The following is a 20,302-nucleotide window of genomic DNA, read 5'->3' on the forward strand; positions in this document are numbered from 1 at the left end:
CTAATGGGCGGCGCCGGAGGGTCCGTCCGCCGTGCGCGACAGCGCCGCGACCAGTACGTTCCCCGCGGTGCGGGCCACCACGAACGCCTCGCCGCGCACCGTCCCGGTATCCAGCGCGATGCGGTGCGGGCCGGGCTCCAGTACGCCGTCGAAGATCTCGTACGTGTGCGTGCGGTGGAGCCGGTCCAGGCGGTACGCCGTGACGCGGACCCGGCAGGACGAGCCGACCTCGACGCCGAGGTGGCCGTCCGCCGCCTCCAGCCGGTTCAGGCGGCGCCGCGTCACCGGACCGCGGTCCAGGGCCTGCTCGATCTGGGCGACCAGGAGGGGGACGACGGGGGCCAGGCCGTCCACGTAGGCCACGTCGACCCCGGCCCGGTCGAAGGCGGCGCGTACGGCGGCGCGCTCCGGCTCGCCGACGGCGCGGCCGAAGGCGACGGCGCCGTAGGCGCTCAGTTCCTCGGCGGGGACGTGCTCGGCGTCCCGGGTGATGTCGGCGCCGATGCCGATGCCGCGCAGGGCCGCCGCGAGCTTGGCCAGGACGGCCACGCGGGCGCCGATGAGCAGGACGCGGCGGCGGTCGCCGGTGTGCGTCAGGGCGTCCAGGGCCGCGCGGTACTCCTCGCCGGCGAAGCGGAACGGGCCGATGCCGTGATACCCGTTCCGCTCCAGGTCGGCCTCCGGTTCGGTCTGCCAGGCGAAGTCCCGCCAGACGTAGTCCTCGCCGTCGCGCTCGATCACCGCGGTGACCGCGCCGCAGGCCAGGTCCGCGCACTCGGGGCAGCCGTAGATCACGTACCTGCCGCCGGGCAGCGGGGCGGATGCCTCCGGCTCCAGCAGGAGTGCGCGGACCTGCGCGGTGAAGATCGCGGGCGGCACGTCGGAGGCGAGCGGGGACACCGCGTCCAGGTCGGACAGCTGGAACAGCAGCGGACGGCCGTCGACGATGAAGTCCACGAAGTCCCTGTGCAGTTGATAGGCGCCGTCGGGAAGGACGCCACCGGCACGGATCGCGGGGGCGAGGGCGAAGGTCGCGTGGGCGGCGGGCATGGGGGGAGTGTTCCCAGCAAAAGGGTTGCCGAGACGGGAAGCCGCCGACGCCGGACACTGCGGCTGCTGACTGGCGGGCCTGCCGATCGGCATGCATCCGCGGAGGGGGAGCAGGGCTCTCGAGAAATCACTTCGGGCGGTACGCGTGCGGGAGAAGGGGCCGCGAAACGGGGGAAAGCCGCGCACGAAGCGCACCACGTTTCGGCCGGATGGCGTTCGTGTGACACCGGGCCCCGTGGACAGCCTCTCCCGCCCAGGGCCTGAATAGGCTCCGAACAGACCACGTGATCCTACGACTTGGAGCTTGCGTGCACCGCAGAATCATCGCACCGGGCGCGCTGACGGCGGCCGTCCTCCTGCTGGCGATCCCGGCATCGGCGACCGCCTTCACCCCCGGCGCACCGGGCATCGGAGACCCCTACTACCCGGACTACGGCAACGGCGGATACGACGTCTCCCACTACGACCTCCGGCTGAAGTACCAGCCGGGCACGGACGAACTGGAAGGCACGGCGACCCTCCTGGCCCGCACCACCCAGGACCTGAAGCGGTTCAACCTGGACTTCCTGCTGGACGTCAGCGAGGTCCGGGTCAACGGCGGCAAGGCCGCGTTCACCACCTCGGGCGAACACGAGCTGGAGATCACGCCGAGAACGCCGCTGCCCAAGGGCGCGTCCGTGACCGTGGTGGTGCGCTACAAGGGCGTGCCGTCGACGAAGCGGGCGTACGGCTTCACCAGCTGGCACCGCACCCCGGACGGCGGCGTCGGCGCCAACGAGCCCGAGGCGGCCTGGTGGTGGTTCCCGAGCAACGACCACCCGCTGGACAAGGCCACGTACGACGTGTCGGTGCTGGTGCCGGACGGTACCCAGGCGATCTCCAACGGCCGTCTGCAGTCGAGCAGTTCGCGACTGGGCTGGACCCGCTGGAACTGGCGCTCCGACAAGCCGCAGGCCACGTATCTGGCCACGCTCGCGGTGGGCGAGTTCGACCTGTCCACCGGGACCACCGAGAGCGGCATCCCCTTCGTCAACGCCTACAGCAAGGACCTCGGGGAGAACTACGGGGCCGCACGGGCGAGTGTCGAGCGGACGGGTGAGATCGCCGACTGGCTGGTCGAGTACTTCGGGCCGTATCCGTACAACGCGCTGGGCGGCTATGTGCCCAACACGAACACCGGGTACGCGCTGGAGACCCAGACCCGGCCGTTCTACAGCCCGCGCCAGTTCGCGAACGGGTCGAACACCTCCGTGGTCGTGCACGAGCTGGCCCACCAGTGGTACGGCGACCTCGTGTCGGTGGCCGGCTGGAAGGACATCTGGATCAACGAGGGCTTCGCGCGGTACGCGCAGTGGCTGTGGTCCGAGCACGAGGGCGAGGGGACGACGCAGGAGATCGCCGACTACGTGTACGCCTCGCGCCCGGCCGACGACCCGTTCTGGACGGTGAAGCCAGGCGACCCGGGGCCGGACAACCAGTTCCACATCGCCGTCTACGACCGGGGCGCGCTGGCCCTCCAGGCGCTGCGCAACCGGATCGGCGACGAGGCGTTCTTCGCCGTCCTCAAGGGCTGGCCGCAGCGGTACGCGTACGGCAACGCGACGGTCGCGGACTTCGTGGCCTACGCCGAGCAGGTGTCCGGACAGGACCTGGACGCGCTGTTCGACACCTGGCTCTACCAGCCGCAGAAGCCCACGACACCCGCGGCCCGCGCCACCGCGGTCGCCCGCCCCTCGGCCCCCGCGCCCGCGCAGCCCAAGTCCTGGAAGAAGATCACCGCGACGAACGACGTGCACGACCACTGAGTTCGGCCGACGGTACCGCTCGGGCGTACGCCCCCCGCGTCGCCGCGTATCGCACGCTGCGGCGCGGGGGTTCGCCTGCGAGGCGGCTGCCTAGGAGGTCCGTTGCAGGTCGGCCGGCGGTTCGCCCACCAGGCTGCCCGCCAGGCGCCCGGCCAGGTCCGGGACGTGGAGGCGCAGTTCCGCCTCGGCGGCGGCGCGGTCCGCGTCGAGGCGGGCCGTGGACTCGGCGAGGAATGCGTCCCGTTCGCGCAGGGCGTCGGCGCGGGCGCCCGCGATGAGGGCGGCTCCCTGTTCGCGGGCCTGCTGGCGGAGGCGGGCGGCGTCGTGGCGGGCGGCGGCGAGCAGCGTGAGGGCTTCCTCGCGCGTGGCCTCGGCCTGGGCGCGGATCTGCTCGGCCTCGCGGTCAGCTCCGTCCGTGGCCCGCTCGCGTTCCTCCAGGACGTGGTTCATGCGGCGCAGGAGCCGTGCCGTGGCGGCGTAGCAGCACGTGAAGAGCAGCAGCGCGACGATCAGCTCGGGGAGGCGAGGGTTCAGCGGTCCGATGTTCCACGGAATCAGCTCCATGCCGATGTCCTACCCACTCACCGGTGCGAGCCGCTGACCTTTCACGTCAATCCTGACCGAAACGCGACACCCTGAGCTCGCGGCGCCCTGAGGTCGCAGCGCCCCCGCGCGGGTCAGGCTTCGTGGTCGTAGACGGTCACCGGGACACCCCGCCCCACCAACCGCTCGTCGATCAGCGGCTCGACTCTGGACCACTTGCCTCCCGCCAGACCACAGCCGATCCGCGGCATGTGCACCGACGCACCGAGTTCGAGCGCGTGACCGGCGAGCCGGTCCAGGGCGGTGTCCATCGCCTCGTAGCGGACCGGGACGCCCTTGCTTCCTGTGCGGATGCCGTGCTGGCCGACCATGTTGGCCACCCAGACGTACCGGTCGACCTGGACGAGCTGGACCGCGCCGAGGGCGAAGTCGTTGCTCGCGCGCTCGCGGTGCCAGGCGCGGTACGCGGCCTCCGGCTGCGGCCAGCGGCGGGAGAGGGCGAGGACGAAGCCCTTGCCCCAGCCGCCGATGTCGTTGCAGACATGGGCGATGATCTTCACGCCCTTGACGGACGGGAGGGTGGCGTCGCCTCTGAGGTATGTGATCCCCGACATGACGCCACCGTAGGCGAGGCCACTGACAGTGGCCTCGGGCCGTGTCTCACATCGTGGTCCGGTTGACAGTCACAGGTGTCACAGCGACTGGTGTGACAGCGATACTGCTCGACATGACGACGGACGCCGGGGAGCCGGCCCTCACCATCGACGAGCTGGCCGCGCGCGCGGGCGTCACGGTGCGCACGGTGCGGTTCTACGGCACCAAGGGCCTGCTGCCGCCCCCGGCGATCGGTCCGCGCCGGGTGGGCCACTACGGTCCGGGGCATCTTGCGCGACTGGCGCTGATCGAGGAGCTCCAGCGCCAGGGCATGACACTGGCCGCGATCGAGCGTCATCTCAGCACGCTGCCGCCCGGCCTGAGCGCGCACGACCTGGCCATCCACCGGGCCGTGGTGGCCTCCTGGGCCCCGGAGACGGTGGAGTCGGTGTCCCGGGAGGACCTGGCGCGGCTGGCCGGCCGGGAGCTCGGCGACGAGGACATGGACCGGCTGGTGGCGCTGGACGTGCTCGCCCGCGAGGACGACGGCCGCTTCCGGGTGGACGCCGGTCTGCTGCGGCTCGGCGTGGAGATGCTCGACGTGCCGCTGTCGCAGGAGACCGTCCTGGCCGCGCGCACCGCGCTGATCGCACACTCGCGGGCGGCGGCGGGCGAACTGTCGCGGCTCCTGCGGGAGGCGGTCGCCGAACGCGCCCCGCAGGAGGTCAGAACACTGTCCGCGCACATGCATCCGCTGGTCGTACAGGCTCTGCTGACGGTGTTTCAGCGGTCGCTGCGGGAGGAGCTGCGCGCGTGGCTCAGCGAGCCGGGCGCGTGAGCCCGCCGGCCGTTCAGCAGCGCGGGATCGGCTTGCTGTACGAGGTGGAGCTCGGCGTCGCCACATAGTGGTCGGCGACGTAGTGGCCGTTGTCGAGACGGTCCCACACCGAGGACGTGCCGACCCGGGTACCGGCCCGCTGGCAGGTGACCCAGGCGAGTCCGCCGCCCGGCAGGGTGCCGACGGCCGCGTAGCCGCTGCCGGGGCCGCTGCGCTCGGTCAGGCCGCCGGAGGCGGTGGCCTGGTAGGGATAGGCGCAGCGCGGCAGCGGGGCGCTGTAGCCTGTGCCGGACGGGGTGTCGACGTAGTGGTCGGTGACGTACTGGCCGCTGCTGAGCTTGTTCCAGACGCTGGTGGTGCCGACCTTGGTGCCGGGTGTCTGGCAGACGACCCTGACCGTGGCGCCGGGGGCGTAGGTGGCGGCCACCGGGTAGCTCGTGCCGGGGCCGGTGCGGGCGTTGAGCGGGGTCGCGCTGGTCACCTTGTAGGGGTGGGCGACCGTGGCGACGGGCGCGTCGAGGCGATCGTTGTCGATGTTGATCGTGACGCCGCCGTACGTCTCGTCGTGGCTGCCCCGGTACTGCTTGGCGCGCTGGTGGCGGGCCCACTTGGAGTCGGCGATGTTCGCCCAGCCCTTGAGGGAGTCGACCCCGTCGTAGCGGGCGATCCACAGGGCGTCGGGGCGGGCGTAGGCGGTGGAGGTGTAGACGTCGGAGAGCTGCCCGGCGCCGAGGTTGAGGTTCATGTAGACGCCGGAGACCCAGCCGACGCGGTGCAACTCCTTGGTCCAGGCGGAGAGATAGGTGAGGACGGCGGTGCGGCAGGTGCTGTCGGTCTGGCTGTAGTGCTCGATGTCGTTGTAGAGGGCGCTGCCGGGCAGCATGCCGAGGGTCTTGGCCGCCTTGACGGCCTCGGTCGCGGCGGCGGTGCCCTGGGAGCGGGCGGTGGCCGGGGTCCTGCTGATCTTGGCGTCGGTGGGACGGGCGCCGCAGGGCGGTTGCAGCCCCTTGTGTATGGGCAGCAGCCGCCACTTCAGCCGGGACACCGAGGCCACCCAGGAGGGCGTCAGCTCGGGCTGCTGACAGGTGCGGTTGACACCGGAGACGTAGACGCCGACGGCGCGGTACGGCGAGGCGTTCCACGCCTTGATCGAGCTCAGCGGCTGGGCGGTGCACGCGTCGAAGGCGAGGCCGGAGTAGCGGGTCGCGGTCGCGCCCGCCGGGTAGGTGACGGGAGTTGCCGGTTCGGCGGAGGCGGTGGGGGCGGCCACCAGAACGGCGGCCGGGCCCAGGACGCAGACGGCGAAGACGGCGGTGAGTCTTCGCATCGCAGGGCGCAGATGCGACATGACGGCCCCCCAGGGCGCGCGATGGAGTTTGGCCTCAGAGTTGGCCTTTGTCCGTTCGGCGGCAAGAGGTCGTACCGTCCTGTTCCAGCCCTATTACGGAGTTGATGCGCAGAGCCTGTCGTCTGGATCGGGTCGGCAGACCCGCGACGCCGACATGGTCCGAACGACAGGAGGCCCCGGCGGGGTGGTCGCCGGGGCCGCGGTGGTGCGTCGCGTCAGCGCGCGTCGGTGAAGGTCTCGCCCCTCTCGGCCTTCTCGACGAGCAGCGCGGGCGGGGTGAACCGGTCGCCGTAGCGCTCGGCGAGTTCCCGCGCGCGGGCCACGAAGCCGGGCAGGCCACCCGCGTAGCCGTTGACGTACTGGAGCACCCCGCCGGTCCAGCCGGGGAAGCCGATGCCCAGGATCGAGCCGATGTTGGCGTCAGCGACGGAGGTCAGCACGCCCTCCTCCAGCAGCCGGACGGTGTCGAGGGCCTCCGCGAAGAGCATCCGTTCCTGCATGTCGCGGAACGGGATCCCGGCTTCGGACTTGCCGAAGTGCTCGCGCAGGCCCGGCCACAGGCCCGCGCGCCTGCCGTCCTCGCCGTACTCGTAGAAGCCGGCGCCGCCGCTGCGGCCGGGGCGGCCGAACTCGTCGACCATGCGGTCGATCACCGCGTCGGCGGGGTGGGCCTGCCAGGTGCCGCCGGCCTCCTCGACCGCGCGCCGCGACTCCTTGCGGATCTTGCGCGGCAGCGTCAGCGTCAACTCGTCCATCAGGGAGAGCACCTTGGCCGGGTAGCCGGCCTGCGCGGCCGCCTGCTCCACGGAGGCGGGCTCGATGCCCTCGCCGACCATCGCGACACCCTCGTTGATGAAGTGGCCGATGACACGGGAGGTGAAGAAGCCGCGCGAGTCGTTGACGACGATCGGCGTCTTGTTGATCTGGCGGACCAGGTCGAAGGCGCGGGCGAGCGCCTCGTCGCCGGTGCGCTCGCCCTTGATGATCTCGACGAGCGGCATCTTGTCGACGGGCGAGAAGAAGTGCAGCCCGATGAAGTCGTCCTGGCGCTCCACGCCCTCGGCGAGCGCGGTGATCGGCAGGGTGGAGGTGTTGGAGCACAGCAGCGCGTCGGGCTCGACGACGTCCTGGATCTCCTGGAACACCTTGTGCTTGAGGGCGGTGTCCTCGAACACGGCCTCGATGACGGCGTCGCAGCCCGCGAGGTCGGCGGCCTCGGCGGTGGGCGTGATGCGGGCGAGGAGGGCGTCGGCCTTCTCCTGGGTGGTGCGGCCCTTGGCGACGGCCTTGGCGCAGAGCTTCTCGGAGTAGTTCCTGCCCTTGGCGGCGGCCTCGGCGGTGACGTCCTTGAGGACGACCTCGATGCCCGCGCGGGCGCAGGAGTAGGCGATGCCCGCGCCCATCATGCCGGCGCCGAGGACGGCGACCTTGCGGACCTGGCGGGGCTCGACGCCCTTGGGCCGGTTGGCGCCGGAGTTGACGGCCTGGAGGTCGAAGAAGAACGCCTGGATCATGTTCTTCGAGGTCTGCCCGGCGGCCAGCTCCACGAAGTAGCGGGCCTCGATCACCTGGGCGGTCTCGAAGTCGACCTGGGCGCCCTCGACGGCCGCGGCGAGGATGTTGCGCGGGGCCGGATAGGGGGCGCCGGCCGTCTGCTTGCGCAGGGTGGCCGGGAAGGCGGGGAGGTTGGCGGCGAACTTCGGGTTGGCCGGGGTGCCGCCCGGGATGCGGTAGCCGGGCACGTCCCAGGGCTGCTTGGCCTCGGGGTTGGCGTCGATGAACGCGCGCGCCTTGGCGAGCAGTTCCTCCCGCGAGGAGGCGACCTCGTGGACGAGGCCGTTCTCCTGGGCGCGCCGGGCGTTGTACTGGGTGCCCTGGAGGAGGACCTTCAGCAGGGCGTCGGCGATGCCGAGCAGGCGGACGGTGCGGGCGACGCCGCCGCCTCCGGGGAGCAGGCCGAGGGTGACCTCGGGGCAGCCGATCCTGGTGCCGGGCGTGTCGAGGGCGACCCGGTGGTGGCAGGCCAGGGAGAGCTCGTAACCGCCGCCCAGGGCGGCGCCGTTGATCGCCGCGACGACCGGCTTGCCGAGGGTCTCGATGCGGCGCAGGTGGCGCTTGATCTCCAGGCCGCCGTCGAACAGCTGCTGCGCGGTCTCGGGCGTGACCCGGATGAGGTCGCGCAGGTCGCCGCCGGCGAAGAAGGTCTTCTTGGCCGAGGTGAGGATGACACCGCGGATGGAGTCCTTCTCGGCTTCCAGGCGGTCGGCGGTCGCGGCCAGCGAGGCGCGGAAGGCCGCGTTCATGGTGTTGGCGGACTGGTCGGGGTCGTCGAGGACGAGGGTGACGACGCCGGTGTCGTCCTGTTCCCAGCGGATGGTCGTGGACTCAGTGCTCATGGGGAGGTCGCTCCGTAGGAATCCGTCGGGAAGGGGTCAGAGACGCTCGATGATCGTGGCGATGCCCATGCCGCCGCCGACGCAGAGCGTGGCGAGGCCGTAGCGCTTGTCCTGGCGCTCCAGCTCGTCGATCAGGGAGCCGAGGATCATCGCGCCGGTGGCGCCGAGCGGGTGGCCGAGCGCGATGGCGCCGCCGTTGACGTTGACCTTGTCCAGCGAGAGGCCCATGTCCTTCACGAAGCGCAGGACGACCGCGGCGAACGCCTCGTTGATCTCGACCAGGTCGATGTCGTCGATGGTCAGGCCCGCCTTGGCGAGTGCCTTGCGGGTGGCGGGGGCCGGGCCGGTGAGCATGATGGTGGGCTCGGAGCCGGAGACGGCGGCCGACACGATCCGCGCGCGCGGGGTGAGGCCGTAGCGCTCGCCGACCTCCTTGGAGCCGATGGCTACGAGGGAGGCGCCGTCGACGATGCCGGAGGAGTTGCCGGCGTGGTGGACGTGGTCGATCTTCTCGACCCAGTGGTACTTCTGCAGGGCGACGGCGTCGAAGCCGCCGAGCTCGCCGATGTCCGCGAAGGACGGCTTGAGCCCCGCCAGGGAGTCGGCGGTGGTGCCGGGGCGCGGGTGTTCGTCGTGGTCGAGGACGACCAGGCCGCTGCGGTCCCTGACCGGCACGACGGAGCGGTCGAAGCGGCCGTCCTTGACGGCGGCGGCCGCCCGCTCCTGGGACAGGGCCGCGTACTCGTCGACGTCGCGGCGGGTGAATCCCTCGATCGTGGCGATGAGGTCGGCGCCGATGCCCTGCGGCACGAAGTTGACCGCGAGGTTGGTCATCGGGTCGTTGAACCAGGCGCCGCCGTCGGAGGCCATCGGCACCCGGGACATGGACTCGACGCCGCCCGCGAGGACGAGGTCCTCCCAGCCGGAACGGACCTTGGCGGCGGCCAGGTTGACGGCTTCCAGGCCGGAGGCACAGAAGCGGTTCTCCTGCACGCCCGCGACCGTGTCCGGCAGCCCGGCGGCGATGGCCGCGATCCGGGCGATGTCGGAGCCCTGGTCGCCGACCGGGCCGACGACTCCGAGCACGATGTCGTCGACGGCGGCCGGGTCGAGGCCGGGGAAGCGGTCGCGGATCTCGTGGATGAGTCCGACGACCAGGTCGATGGGCTTCGTGCCGTGCAGGGCGCCGTTCGCCTTGCCGCGCCCGCGCGGGGTGCGGATCGCGTCGTACACGTACGCTTCGGTGCTCACGTGGAGGCCTTTCAACGAGGGTTTCGGGGCGCGGAGTGGTCGGTCGTCAGTCGCGGTACGTCCCAGTCCCGGGCCACGTCCGCGGTGTCGGCGCCGGGCAGGGCCGGGCCGCCGCGGACCGCGGTGGGGGTGGCGGAGAAGCGGGGCGCGGGGGCGGGCTGGGTGAGGCCGCCGTGGTCGGTGAAGGTGCCGCGGGCGGCGAGGTGGGGGTGGTGCGGGGCCTCGCGCAGCGACAGCACGGGCGCCACGCAGGCGTCGGAGCCCTCGAAGACGGCCGCCCACTCGTCCCGGGTACGGCTCTTGAACCGGGCGGCCACCGCCTCGCGCAGTTCGCCCCAGCGGGTGAGGTCCTCGCGGGCCGGGGCGAGCTCCGGTAGGCCGAGCAGACCGAGGAACTCGTCGTAGAACCGGCTCTCCAGGGCGCCGACGGCCATGTACCGCCCGTCGGCCGTCTCGTAGGTGCCGTAGTACGGGCAGCCGCCGTCCAGGAGGTTGGCGCCGCGCCGGTCCTGCCAGCCGCCGGCCGCGAGCATGCCGTGGATCATCGAGGCGAGGTGCGCGGCGCCGTCCACGATGGCCGCGTCGACGACCTGGCCGGTGCCGGTGGCGCGGGCGTGGTGCAGGGCGGCCAGGACACCGACGACGAGATAGAGCGAGCCGCCCGCGTAGTCGCCGACGAGGTTGGCCGGGACGGCCGGGGATCCGTCGGGCGCGCCGATCATGCCGAGGGTGCCGGTCAGCGCGATGTACGCGATGTCGTGACCCGCGCGGTGGGCGAGCGGGCCCTCCTGGCCCCAGCCCGTCATCCGGCCGTACACCAGGGCGGGGTTGCGGGCGTGGCAGTCCTCGGGGCCGACGCCGAGGCGCTCGGCGACGCCGGGCCGGTAGCCCTCGATCAGGACGTCGGCGCGGGCGGCGAGGTCGAGCACGCGGGCGGGGCCGTCCGGGGACTTCAGGTCCACGACCACGGACCGCTTGTTGCGGTTGGTGATGTCGTACGCCGGGTCGATGCCGAGGCCGGGGCCGCCGGGGCGGTCCACCCGGACCACGTCCGCGCCCAGGTCGGCCAGAAGCATCGCGGCGAACGGGCCGGGGCCGATACCGGCCAGCTCGACCACGCGCACGCCCGCGAGCGGGCCCTGCCCTGGCGTCTTCGCCGTCGTCATCCGGCCCCCAAGCCGCTTATGACACCACTGATGTAACACCAGCGATGTTAAGAACGCGTTCCAGTCCGGGCAAGACCCGAAAGAGCAAGCGCTTAGACAATCTACGGCGACAGGGGGAGGCGCGGCAGTACCCCGGCCGTGCTCAGCGCGCGTCCAGCTCCGCCGTCAGCCGTTTCGGCGCGACCGCGCGGTAGCTCTCCTCGACCCAGTCGCACACCAGATCGGCCCGCGGGGTGCCCGCCCCGGCCAGGGGGACGCTGACCCAGCCCGCCTTGCCGAGGCCGTAACCCGCGGGTTCGGCGCCCGGGGAGCTCAGGGCGTGGGCGTGGGTGGTCTCGTCCCTGAGCTTGACGGTGACACCGAGGGGGTAGCTGCCGTCGGTGACGCCGAGGAAGACGAACACCTTCTTGTTGACCTTGACGACCGTCTCCCCCCAGGGGAAGTCCTCGGCGGCGCCCGGCAGCCCCAGGGCGAACTCGCGCACTTTCTCCCACTTCTTCAGGGCAGTTCTGGCCACGGCCACCGCACACCTCCGGCCTCCTCGTCGGGCTCCGCACTCCTCACGCTAGCCTCAGCCACCGACAACGGCGCGGGCCGCGGGATCGAGGGGTGTCATGACCAGGCTGAAAAAGGCGGAACGTCCGTACGACATCGTGCTCTTCGGAGCCACCGGCTTCGTGGGGAGGCTCACCGCCGAGTACCTCGCGGCGAACGCGCCGGAGGGACTGCGCTGGGCGGTCGCCGCCCGCGACGAGACCAGGCTGGAGCGGCTGCGCGAGTCACTGCCCGGCGGCGAGAAGGTGGGCGTGCTGGTCGCCGACGTGGCGGATCCGGAGTCCCTGCGCGCGCTGGCCGGGCAGGCGCGCGTGGTAGCGACGACCGTAGGGCCGTTCGTGCGGTACGGGGAGGCGCTGGTCGCCGCCTGCGCCGACGCGGGCACCGACTACCTGGACATCACCGGGGAGCCGGAGTTCGTGGACCTGATGTACGTCCGGCACGACGCACGCGCGCGGGAGACGGGCGCCCGTCTGGTGCACGCCTGCGGGTTCGACTCCATGCCGCACGACCTGGGCGTGTACTTCACGGTCCAGCAGCTGCCTGAGGGGGTGCCGCTGACCGTGGACGGCTATGTCAGCGCCGACGCCTCCGTCTCCGGGGGCACGTTGGCCTCGGCGCTCGGCCAGTTCGCGCGCGGGCGCCAGATGCTCGCGGCCGCCCGGGAACGGCGGCGCCACGAGCCGCGGCTGATGGGCCGCCGGGCGACGACGCCCACCGGGTCGCCCCGCTACGCCGCCGAGGTCGACGCCTGGGCGCTGCCCCTGCCGACCGTCGACCCGCAGATCGTGGGCCGCTCGGCCCGGTCGCTGGAGCGCTACGGCCCCGACTTCCGCTACCGCCACTACGCCGCCGTACGGCATCTGCCGGTCGCGATCGGCGGGATCGCGGCCGTCGGCACGCTGTTCGCCGCCGCCCAGGTGCCGGCCGCGCGACGCTGGCTGACCGGGCGGCTGCGGTCCGGCGACGGGCCCGGCGCCGAGAAGCGGGCGAAGAGCTGGTTCTCCGTGCGGTTCGTCGGCGAGGGCGGTGGCCGACGGGTGTTCACCGAGGTCGCGGGCGGCGACCCCGGCTACGGCGAGACGGCCAAGATGTTCGCCGAGGCGGCGCTGTCCCTGGCCTTCGACGACCTGCCGCCGACGTCCGGACAGGTGACGACCGCGGTGGCGATGGGCGACGCGCTGATCGGGCGGCTGACCCGCGCGGGGATCACCTTCCGGGTGGCCGCGACCCGCTGACGCGGCCCGTCACACCGGCCACACCGCGAGGGTGTAGATCATCCCGGCGATCCAGGCCAGCCCCGCGAGCGCGGCGAGCACCAGCGCGGCGGTGACCGCCCGCTCGACGGGCTGCGTGGGGCTGGCGACGGGCTTGGGAGCGCGGTGAGTCGGCATACGGACAGCCTCACGGGCGGGCAGGGTGCCCGGGTATCCGTACACGTACTCAGCCGGGCGCCCGGGGTACTCACGCGCGTGGGGGCTTTCACGGCGTCCGGCCGGGTGACGCGGTGCCGGGCGGAGGGTGCTCACGCGCGCGTGGTGGTTCTTCTCGCTTCGTTCCGCTCGTTCCGCTCGTTCCGCTCGTTCCGCTCGTTCCGCTCGTTCCGCTCGTGTGCAGTTCTCCTCGCTTCGCTCAACGCGCGCGTGGGTGGGGCGTTCTCACGTCATGCCACGTCACTCCCCCGCCGCCTCACGCAGGGCCCGCCGGCACAGGGCGTCCGCGAGCCGGGTGGTCTCCGGCAGGCGGTAGCGGGGGGTGAGGCGCAGGACGTGGGCGCAGGCCGCGTCGAGCCGCGCGCGGTGGCCGACGGACACGTACACCGGCTTGACCCCGTCGCGGGTGCGCAGGGCGCGGCCGACCTCCTCCTCGCCCGCCAGCAGCGGGGCGGCGGACCCCCGCGGCGCGGCGAGATCGCCGTGGGTGAAGGTGAACGGGTTCTTGGCGACGCCGATCGTGGGCAGCCCGGTCAGCACGCCCAGGTGACTGGCCAGCCCGAACCTGCGCGGGTGGGCCAGGCCGTAGCCGTCGCAGACGACCAGGCCGGGCGGGCAGGGCAGGGCGTCGAGGGCGGCCAGCACGGTCGGGATCTCCCGGAAGGCCAGCAGCCCGGGGACGTAGGGGAAGGAGATCCGGCCCACCGCGGTCGTCTCGGCGACCACGGCGAGGCTCGCCGCGTCCAGCACCACGGCGGCCGCGGCGACGAGGTCGCGCTCGTCGTCGTAGGCCACGTCGACCCCGGTGACATGCCCCGTGCCGGGCGGCGGTCCCGGCTCGTCCAGCACCACCCGCTCGCGCAACTCGTCCTGCACCGCGCGGGCCTGTCCCTCGGTCGCGGGCCAGCCCGCGGGAATGCGTACGGTCGTCATGATGGGAACGAGCGTACGGTCCCCCCGGTCCGCGCCCGGAGTCACGCGGTCAGGCTCGCGATCATGTTCGTACTGGAACTCACCTACACCGCACCGCTGGAGGCCGTCGACGCCGTGCTGGCGGCTCATGTGGCCTGGCTCGACGAGCAGTACGCGCGGGGCCGTTTCCTGGCGTCCGGGCGCAAGAACCCCCGTGAGGGCGGTGTGATCATCGCCGTGGCGCCGGACCGCGCCGAGATCGAACGGATCACCGCGGGCGATCCGTTCGTCACGGCCGGGGTCTGCGCCTACCGCGTCACGGAGTTCGTCGCCACCAGGACGGCGCCCGGACTGGAGCGGTACCGGGAGCCGCGGGCCTGAGGCCCGGCTCACCGCTCCAGGCGCGCCACGCGCCCCTTCTCGCCGGAGGCCCAGCAGCCGCGGTCCGGGGCGCAGTCGACGGTGTCGTACGAGCCCGTGTCCACGGTCCGCCAGGTGCGGCCGGCGTCGGTGGTCAGGTCGGTGCCGGTCGGACCGACCGCCAGGGCGGCGGTGCGGCTGTGCGGGAGCCAGGCGACGCCGGAGCGGTAGGCGGGCGGCGGCTGGGCGGCGGCCTGCCAGGTGCGGCCGCCGTCGGAGGTGCGCGCCCCGGCCCGCGGGGAGGTCTGGTCGGGGCGGTAGTCGCCACCGACGGCGAGGCCGTGCGTGCGGTCGCGGAAGGCGAGGGCGAACACTCCGCGCGCCGGGTCGCCCGCGGGGACGGGCGTGTCGGTGGCCGTCCAGGTCAGTCCGCGGTCCGTGGAGTGCAGCACGCGCGCGCGTGCCGCGCCGCCGGTGGCGAACCAGACGTCCTTCGGGCCGGAGGCGACCAGGCACTGGCCGCTCGCGGCGAACCCGGCCTCCCCCGCCAGCGCGGCGGGCATGCCGTCCGCGGGCAGGACCCGCCAGGTGCGGCCGCCGTCGCCGGTCGACAGGATGCGGAACCTGCCGTCGACGGGGTCGCTCATCGCGAGGCCGTGGCGGTGGTCGAAGAAGGTGAGGCAGTCGTAGAAGGCCCGCGCGTCGGTGTTGCGGAAGGACTCGGTCCAGGTCGCTCCGCCGTCGTCCGTGCGGTACACCCGCGAGCTCTCGCCCTCGCCGATCGCGAGCACCACCGCCCGCCGGGCGTCGAAGGCCTCGATGTCCCGGAACTGGAGTTCCCGCGCGCCCGGCGGCGAGACGTTCCGCCAGCTCGCGCCGCCGTCGGTGGTGCGCAGGACCGTGCCGGCGCTGCCGGACACCCAGGCGACCCGGCCGCTGACGGCGGACAGGCCGCGGAAGCGGACCGTGGCCGTGCCGCTGTCCTTGAGGTCCTTGAGCTCCCAGTGCGGCCGCCCGTGGCCGTGCTCGGGGCCGTGTGCCTGGGCCGGTACGGCCGTCAGCGCGGCCAGTGCCGCCCCGCACGCGACCGCCGCGGCCGCCGTCCGGCCCGCCCGTCGCGTTCTTCCCGTCCCTCGCGTGCTCCCCATACGCCTCATGGCGCGCGAAGCTAGCCGACCGCCCGGTGCCCGTCCAGAGGGCCTCCACGCGCGCGTACGGCCGTGAAAAGCCGGAGGACTGAGTCACGGCGGTGATGGAACACGGTGACAGAGGTCACTGAGCTCTCGGGTGCACGCCATGGGCGGTTCGCTCGTCTCTTTCATCAAGGGGCCTCATCCACCCGGAACCCGTCCCGCCGTCCCAAGGGAGCTAGGCCTTGTCCACCGTGATCGAGCAGCCCGTCGAGGCCCGTCTGATCTCCGCCGCGCCGCGGATGCGGCGCATCCCGGCCGCGCTGCACTACGACCCGCGCGACCCGTTCGCCGTCCATATGACCTTCCCGGCCCAGGCCACCCTGGAGGGTGTCGAGGTCTGCTGGACCTTCGCACGCGAGTTGCTGGCGGCGGGTCTGGTGGGCGCCGAGGGGCACGGCGACGTCCGGGTCCGGCCGTACGGCTTCGAGCGCACGGAGCTGGAGTTCCACGCGCCGGAGGGCACGGCCGTGGTGCATCTGCACGCGGGCGACGTGCGCCGCTTCCTGGACGCGACGGGCACGCTGGTGCCGGTGGGGCGCGAGCACCTCATGATCGACCTGGACCGCGATCTCGCGGAGCTGATGCGCGACGCCTGCTGACCCCGGCGGTCGTTCCCTTCGCACCCCGCCGTAATTCCGTTGACGGCCGCGCACCCGTCTCCTACGGTGTTCGACGGTCCTGTTGTCGTCGATTGGAGAAGGACGTTGCTCGTCTGAGGTCCTGAGACACCGCGTCACACCCGTGAGGTGTGCGCTGCGTGCGACCTCGGCGTTCGAGCCGTCCCGACGAAGCAGGGCTTTTCCGTGCCCGCCTCTCCCCCGCCATGGGGTCGGTCGCCGCCTCCCGGTGTCTCGACACGCGTCTGCCCTGACCGTCACGCATTCGCGGAGGCCCGTATGCATACTTCGATCACCTGTACCTCCCTGTCCTTCTCCTGGTCCGACGGCACCCCCGTCCTGGAGAGGCTCGACATCTCCTTCGGACCCGGGCGGACCGGGCTCGTCGGCGTCAACGGGGCCGGGAAATCGACCCTGTTGAAACTCATTGCCGGTGAACTCGCCCCGGCCGAGGGCACCGTTCGCGTCGCGGGCGAGGTCGGCCATCTCCCGCAGAACGTCACCCTCGACACCTCCCTGAAGGTCGACCAGGCCCTCGGCATCGCCGAACGGCGGGCCGCGCTGCACGCCATCGAGGCGGGTGACGCGTCCGAGGAGCACTTCGAGGCGGTCGGCGACGACTGGGACGTCGAGGAGCGCGCGCTCGCCACGCTCGGCGAACTCGGGCTCGGCCACATCGGCCTGGACCGCACCACCGGCGAGCTGTCGGGCGGTGAGTCCGTGCTGCTGCGGCTGGCCGCGCTGCTGCTGCGCCGCCCGGACGTGCTGCTGCTGGACGAGCCGACCAACAACCTCGACCTGTACGCGCGGCGAAGGCTGTACGAGGCCGTACGGTCCTGGCCGGGCGTCCTGATCGTGGTCAGCCACGACCGCGAACTGCTCGACCTGGTCGACCAGATCGCGGATCTGCGCTCCGGCGAGGTCACCTGGTACGGCGGCAACTTCACCGCCTACGAGGACGCCCTCGCCGTCGAACAGGATGCGGCCGAGCGGATGGTCCGCACGGCCGAGGCCGACCTGCGCAAGCAGAAGCGCGAACTGGCCGACGCCCAGCTCAAACTGGCCCGCCGCAAGCGGTACGGCCAGAAGATGTGGGACAGCAAGCGCGAGCCGAAGATCGTCATGGGGGCGCGCAAGCGGGCCGCCCAGGAGTCCGCGGGCAAGCACCGGATCATGCACGAGGAGAAGCTCGCCGAGGCGAAGGACCGGCTCGACGAGGCGGTGGAGGCCGTACGGGACGACGACGAGATCCGTGTCGACCTGCCGTACACCGCCGTACCGCCGGGCCGTGACGTGCTCACGCTCCAGGATCTGGAACTGGCCTACGGCACACGGGTGGCGGGCGGTCTGGATCTGCGCGGGCCGGAGCGGGTGGCGCTGATCGGACGCAACGGCGCGGGCAAGACGACGCTGCTGCGCACGATCGCCGGGGAGCTGGCGCCCGTTTCGGGCGAGGTGCGGACACATGTGCCGCACCGCTTCCTGCCGCAGCGGCTGGACGTGCTCGACGACGCGCTGACGGTCGCCGAGAACGTGGCCCGGTTCTCGCCGGGCGCCACCAACAACCGCGTCCGGGCCCGGCTGGCCCGCTTCCTGTTCCGTGGCGCCCGCGCCGACCAGCAGGCCGGCACGCTGTCCGGCGGCGAGCGCTTCCGGGCGGCTCTCGCCGCGCTGATGCTGGCCGAGCCGGCCCCGCAGCTGCTGATGCTGGACGAGCCGACGAACAACCTGGACATGGCGAGCGTCCGGCAGCTCACCACGGCCCTGGAGTCCTACGAGGGCGCGCTGGTCGTGGCCAGTCACGACCTGCCGTTCCTGGAGTCCATCGGCATCACGCGCTGGCTGCTGCTGGACGGCGGGCTGCGGGAGATCACACCGGAGGAGGTGGGGAACCCCGCCTAGAGGTTCCGGCGACGGGTCTCAGGGGGCCGCGGGTGGTCGCGGGAGCCACTCGCGGCCGCCCGTCCGTTACCGCCGAGTATTTCAGGAGGGCCACAGGTCGACAACGAGGGGTTATGTCCCTGCGCGCGGGCTGTGCATGATGACCCCTCCGACGCGGATGTAGGCGCCGGTGAAGTCCCACCCGATACGGAGATCCCCTCGTGCCCAGCAGGAAAGCCCTCGTCCGCCGCCCCGGCCCCCGCCTCGCCGAGGGCCTCGTCACGCACATCGAGCGCGCCGAGGTCGACGCCGGCCTGGCGGCCGAGCAGTGGGAGGCGTACACCGAGGCGCTGCGCGAGAACGGCTGGGAGACCGTCGAGGTGGACCCGGCGGACGACTGCCCGGACGCCGTGTTCGTCGAGGACACGGTCGTGATGTACAGGAACGTGGCGCTGATCGCGCGCCCCGGGGCCGAGTCCCGGCGCGCGGAGACCGCCGCGGTCGAGGAGGCGGTGGCCTCGCTCGGCTGCTCGGTGAACTGGGTCTGGGAGCCCGGCACACTGGACGGCGGCGACGTGCTGAAGATCGGCGACACGATCTTCGTCGGCCGGGGCGGGCGCACCAACGCGGAGGGTGTGCGGCAGCTGCGCGCCGCCTTCGAGCCGCTGGGGGCACGGGTGGTCGCCGTGCCGGTGACCAAGGTGCTGCACCTGAAGACGTCGGTCACGGCGCTGCCGGACGGGACGGTCGTCGGGCACATACCGATGATGGACCAGCCCTCGCTGTTCGGGCGCTTTCTGCCGGTGCCGGAGGAGTCCGGGGCGCATGTGGTGCTGCTCGGCGGCGACAGGCTGCTGATGGCGGCGAGCGCGCCGAAGACGGCCGAGCTGTACCGCTCGCTCGGTTACTCGCCGGTCGTCGTCGACATCAGCGAGTTCGAGAAGCTGGAGGGATGTGTGACGTGCCTCTCGGTGCGGCTGCGGGAGCTGTACGCCTGACAGGGTGTACTGATCCCCGTCCGGCTCCGGGACCGCAGGTCCCGGAGCTGTTTCGTATGCCCGTACGAGGCCGCTGACCAGGGATCTTGGGGGCCTTCTTTACAGCGCGCTTAACCTACGGCTTCGTAACCTACGGCTTCGTAGCCTACGATCCCGTAGGGTTCCGGCGCCGCGCGCCGCGCGCTCCTCCCCCAGCGCCCCGAGGGCCTGGGGGCACCCCCGATTCGTCCCCCTGGAGTACCCGTGACGATCACTTCTCCCCATCTCGGTAGCCCTTCCGCGTGGACCGACGCCCGGCTGCTGTACGCACTGGAGGAAGTGGTCGAGAAGGAGCTCAACCGGCACCTGAAGATCACCAAGGACTGGATGCCGCACGAGTACGTCCCGTTCAGCGACGCCCGCAACTTCCCCGGCTTCTTCGAGGACGGCCAGGCCTGGGAGAAGGAGCAGTCCAAGGTCACCGAGATCGGCCGGATCGCGCTGGTGGTCAATCTGCTCACCGAGGACAACCTGCCGAGCTACCACCACGAGATCGCCACGCTGTTCGGGCGGGACGGCGCGTGGGGCACGTGGGTGCACCGCTGGACGGCCGAGGAGGGCCGGCACGGCATCGTCATGCGTGACTATCTGCTCGCCTCCCGGGCGGTCGACCCGGACCAGCTTGAACGTTTCCGCATGGCCCACATGAGCGAAGGTTTCGAGTCGGACAACCGGCACTCGATGCTGCACTCCATCGCGTACGTCGCCTTCCAGGAGCTGGCCACCCGCATCTCCCACCGCAACACCGGCCACCAGTCCGGCGACCCCGTCTGCGACCGCATGCTCTCGCGCATCGCGACCGACGAGAACCTGCACATGGTGTTCTACCGGAACCTGCTGAAGTCCGCCTTCGAGCTCGCTCCCGACCTGACCATGCAGGCCGTGCGCGACGTCGTCGTCAACTTCCGCATGCCCGGCCACGGCATCCCCGGCTTCGAGCGTGCCGCCGCGCAGATGGCCATCGGGGAGGTCTACAACATGCGCATCCACCACGACGACGTCCTGCAGCCCGTTCTGCGCTTCCTGAAGGTCATGGAGATCGACGGTCTGGGCCCCGAGGGGCAGCAGGCGCAGGAGGAGCTGGGTCTGTTCATGGGTGGCCTCGACGCGGAGGCCGCCAAGTTCGACGAGAGGCTCGCGGCGCGCAAGGCGCGGATGGCTGCGCGGGCGGCGGGCTGACGGGGTGCTGACGCTCTTTGCCGTTGGGCGGGTGCGGGTTCGCCGTGGCCGGCCTTTGCCGTGGGCGGGTGCGGGTTCGCTGTGGCTGGTCGTGCAGTTCCCCGCGCCCCTTTTTGGGCGTTGGACGGCAGGCCTGGCAGAGAG

At 72.3% G+C, this 20,302-nt stretch carries 19 protein-coding genes; 8 read left to right on the top strand and 11 right to left on the bottom strand.

Annotated features, from left to right (window positions below; translation table 11 throughout):
- Positions 1–1,050: an oxidoreductase gene (locus ABZZ79_RS26895; protein WP_356692859.1), complete on the bottom strand. Its 1,050-nt coding sequence runs from the start codon at positions 1,048–1,050 to the stop codon at positions 1–3.
- Between the two features lie 308 nt (positions 1,051–1,358).
- On the opposite strand from ABZZ79_RS26895, the gene ABZZ79_RS26900 reads away from it, so the two are divergent.
- Positions 1,359–2,855 (top strand): M1 family metallopeptidase, encoded by a 1,497-nt coding sequence (locus ABZZ79_RS26900; RefSeq protein WP_356692861.1) that lies wholly within the window; start codon positions 1,359–1,361, stop codon positions 2,853–2,855.
- A 90-nt stretch (positions 2,856–2,945) separates the two neighbouring features.
- Here ABZZ79_RS26900 and ABZZ79_RS26905 read toward each other — a convergent pair whose 3' ends face one another.
- Positions 2,946–3,419, bottom strand: coding sequence for a hypothetical protein (locus ABZZ79_RS26905; RefSeq protein WP_356692863.1), 474 nt, complete (start codon positions 3,417–3,419; stop codon positions 2,946–2,948).
- Positions 3,420–3,532: 113 nt separating this feature from the next.
- Positions 3,533–4,012: a macro domain-containing protein gene (locus tag ABZZ79_RS26910; protein ID WP_356692865.1), complete on the bottom strand. Its 480-nt coding sequence runs from the start codon at positions 4,010–4,012 to the stop codon at positions 3,533–3,535.
- A gap of 113 nt (positions 4,013–4,125) precedes the next feature.
- Between ABZZ79_RS26910 and ABZZ79_RS26915 the strand changes: the two genes are divergently transcribed.
- Positions 4,126–4,830 carry a MerR family transcriptional regulator gene (locus tag ABZZ79_RS26915; RefSeq protein ID WP_356692867.1) on the top strand — a complete coding sequence of 235 codons (705 nt, stop codon included), beginning with the start codon at positions 4,126–4,128 and terminating at the stop codon, positions 4,828–4,830.
- Positions 4,831–4,843: 13 nt separating this feature from the next.
- On the opposite strand, the gene ABZZ79_RS26920 is transcribed toward ABZZ79_RS26915, so the two are convergent.
- The 5 genes from ABZZ79_RS26920 to ABZZ79_RS26940 form a co-directional block, all read right to left on the bottom strand.
- Entirely contained in the window at positions 4,844–6,178 is a 1,335-nt protein-coding gene (locus ABZZ79_RS26920; RefSeq protein ID WP_356692869.1) for a glycoside hydrolase domain-containing protein, read from the bottom strand.
- Between the two features lie 215 nt (positions 6,179–6,393).
- Positions 6,394–8,574, bottom strand: a complete 2,181-nt coding sequence (locus tag ABZZ79_RS26925; protein WP_356692871.1) for a 3-hydroxyacyl-CoA dehydrogenase NAD-binding domain-containing protein — start codon at positions 8,572–8,574, stop codon at positions 6,394–6,396.
- A 36-nt stretch (positions 8,575–8,610) separates the two neighbouring features.
- The gene (locus tag ABZZ79_RS26930) at positions 8,611–9,825 is read right to left on the bottom strand and encodes an acetyl-CoA C-acetyltransferase (protein ID WP_356692873.1); all 1,215 of its coding nucleotides are present in this window, start codon (positions 9,823–9,825) and stop codon (positions 8,611–8,613) included.
- Between the two features lie 11 nt (positions 9,826–9,836).
- Entirely contained in the window at positions 9,837–10,991 is a 1,155-nt protein-coding gene (locus ABZZ79_RS26935) for a CaiB/BaiF CoA-transferase family protein (RefSeq protein WP_356692875.1), read from the bottom strand.
- Between the two features lie 142 nt (positions 10,992–11,133).
- Entirely contained in the window at positions 11,134–11,514 is a 381-nt protein-coding gene (locus ABZZ79_RS26940; protein ID WP_356692877.1) for an MmcQ/YjbR family DNA-binding protein, read from the bottom strand.
- 91 nt (positions 11,515–11,605) lie between these two features.
- On the opposite strand from ABZZ79_RS26940, the gene ABZZ79_RS26945 reads away from it, so the two are divergent.
- Positions 11,606–12,784, top strand: coding sequence for a saccharopine dehydrogenase NADP-binding domain-containing protein (locus ABZZ79_RS26945; RefSeq protein WP_356692879.1), 1,179 nt, complete (start codon positions 11,606–11,608; stop codon positions 12,782–12,784).
- A gap of 9 nt (positions 12,785–12,793) precedes the next feature.
- Here the strand turns inward: ABZZ79_RS26945 and ABZZ79_RS26950 are convergent, their stop codons facing one another.
- Both ABZZ79_RS26950 and ABZZ79_RS26955 read right to left on the bottom strand, forming a co-directional pair.
- Positions 12,794–12,940, bottom strand: a complete 147-nt coding sequence (locus tag ABZZ79_RS26950; RefSeq protein WP_356692881.1) for a hypothetical protein — start codon at positions 12,938–12,940, stop codon at positions 12,794–12,796.
- 279 nt (positions 12,941–13,219) lie between these two features.
- Positions 13,220–13,912: an endonuclease V gene (locus tag ABZZ79_RS26955; protein WP_356692883.1), complete on the bottom strand. Its 693-nt coding sequence runs from the start codon at positions 13,910–13,912 to the stop codon at positions 13,220–13,222.
- A 63-nt stretch (positions 13,913–13,975) separates the two neighbouring features.
- Here ABZZ79_RS26955 and ABZZ79_RS26960 point away from each other — a divergent pair, with 63 nt between their 5' ends.
- Positions 13,976–14,272, top strand: coding sequence for a YciI family protein (locus ABZZ79_RS26960; RefSeq protein WP_356692885.1), 297 nt, complete (start codon positions 13,976–13,978; stop codon positions 14,270–14,272).
- Between the two features lie 8 nt (positions 14,273–14,280).
- On the opposite strand, the gene ABZZ79_RS26965 is transcribed toward ABZZ79_RS26960, so the two are convergent.
- Complete coding sequence (locus ABZZ79_RS26965) at positions 14,281–15,399, bottom strand: YCF48-related protein (protein ID WP_356692887.1); 1,119 nt, start codon at positions 15,397–15,399, stop codon at positions 14,281–14,283.
- Positions 15,400–15,626: 227 nt separating this feature from the next.
- On the opposite strand from ABZZ79_RS26965, the gene ABZZ79_RS26970 reads away from it, so the two are divergent.
- The 4 genes from ABZZ79_RS26970 (at position 15,627) to ABZZ79_RS26985 (ending at position 20,158) form a co-directional block, all read left to right on the top strand.
- Positions 15,627–16,043, top strand: coding sequence for an SsgA family sporulation/cell division regulator (locus ABZZ79_RS26970; protein WP_356692889.1), 417 nt, complete (start codon positions 15,627–15,629; stop codon positions 16,041–16,043).
- Between the two features lie 297 nt (positions 16,044–16,340).
- Positions 16,341–17,963 (top strand): ABC-F family ATP-binding cassette domain-containing protein, encoded by a 1,623-nt coding sequence (locus ABZZ79_RS26975; RefSeq protein ID WP_356692891.1) that lies wholly within the window; start codon positions 16,341–16,343, stop codon positions 17,961–17,963.
- 200 nt (positions 17,964–18,163) lie between these two features.
- Positions 18,164–18,940 carry a dimethylargininase gene (gene ddaH / locus ABZZ79_RS26980; RefSeq protein ID WP_356692893.1) on the top strand — a complete coding sequence of 259 codons (777 nt, stop codon included), beginning with the start codon at positions 18,164–18,166 and terminating at the stop codon, positions 18,938–18,940.
- Positions 18,941–19,183: 243 nt separating this feature from the next.
- On the top strand, positions 19,184–20,158 hold the full coding sequence (locus ABZZ79_RS26985; protein WP_356692895.1) for an acyl-ACP desaturase: 975 nt from the start codon (positions 19,184–19,186) through the stop codon (positions 20,156–20,158).
- Positions 20,159–20,302 lie beyond the last annotated feature (144 nt).

It is taken from the genome of Streptomyces sp. NPDC006458, from assembly GCF_040612135.1.
Taxonomy (GTDB): Bacteria; Actinomycetota; Actinomycetes; order Streptomycetales; family Streptomycetaceae; genus Streptomyces.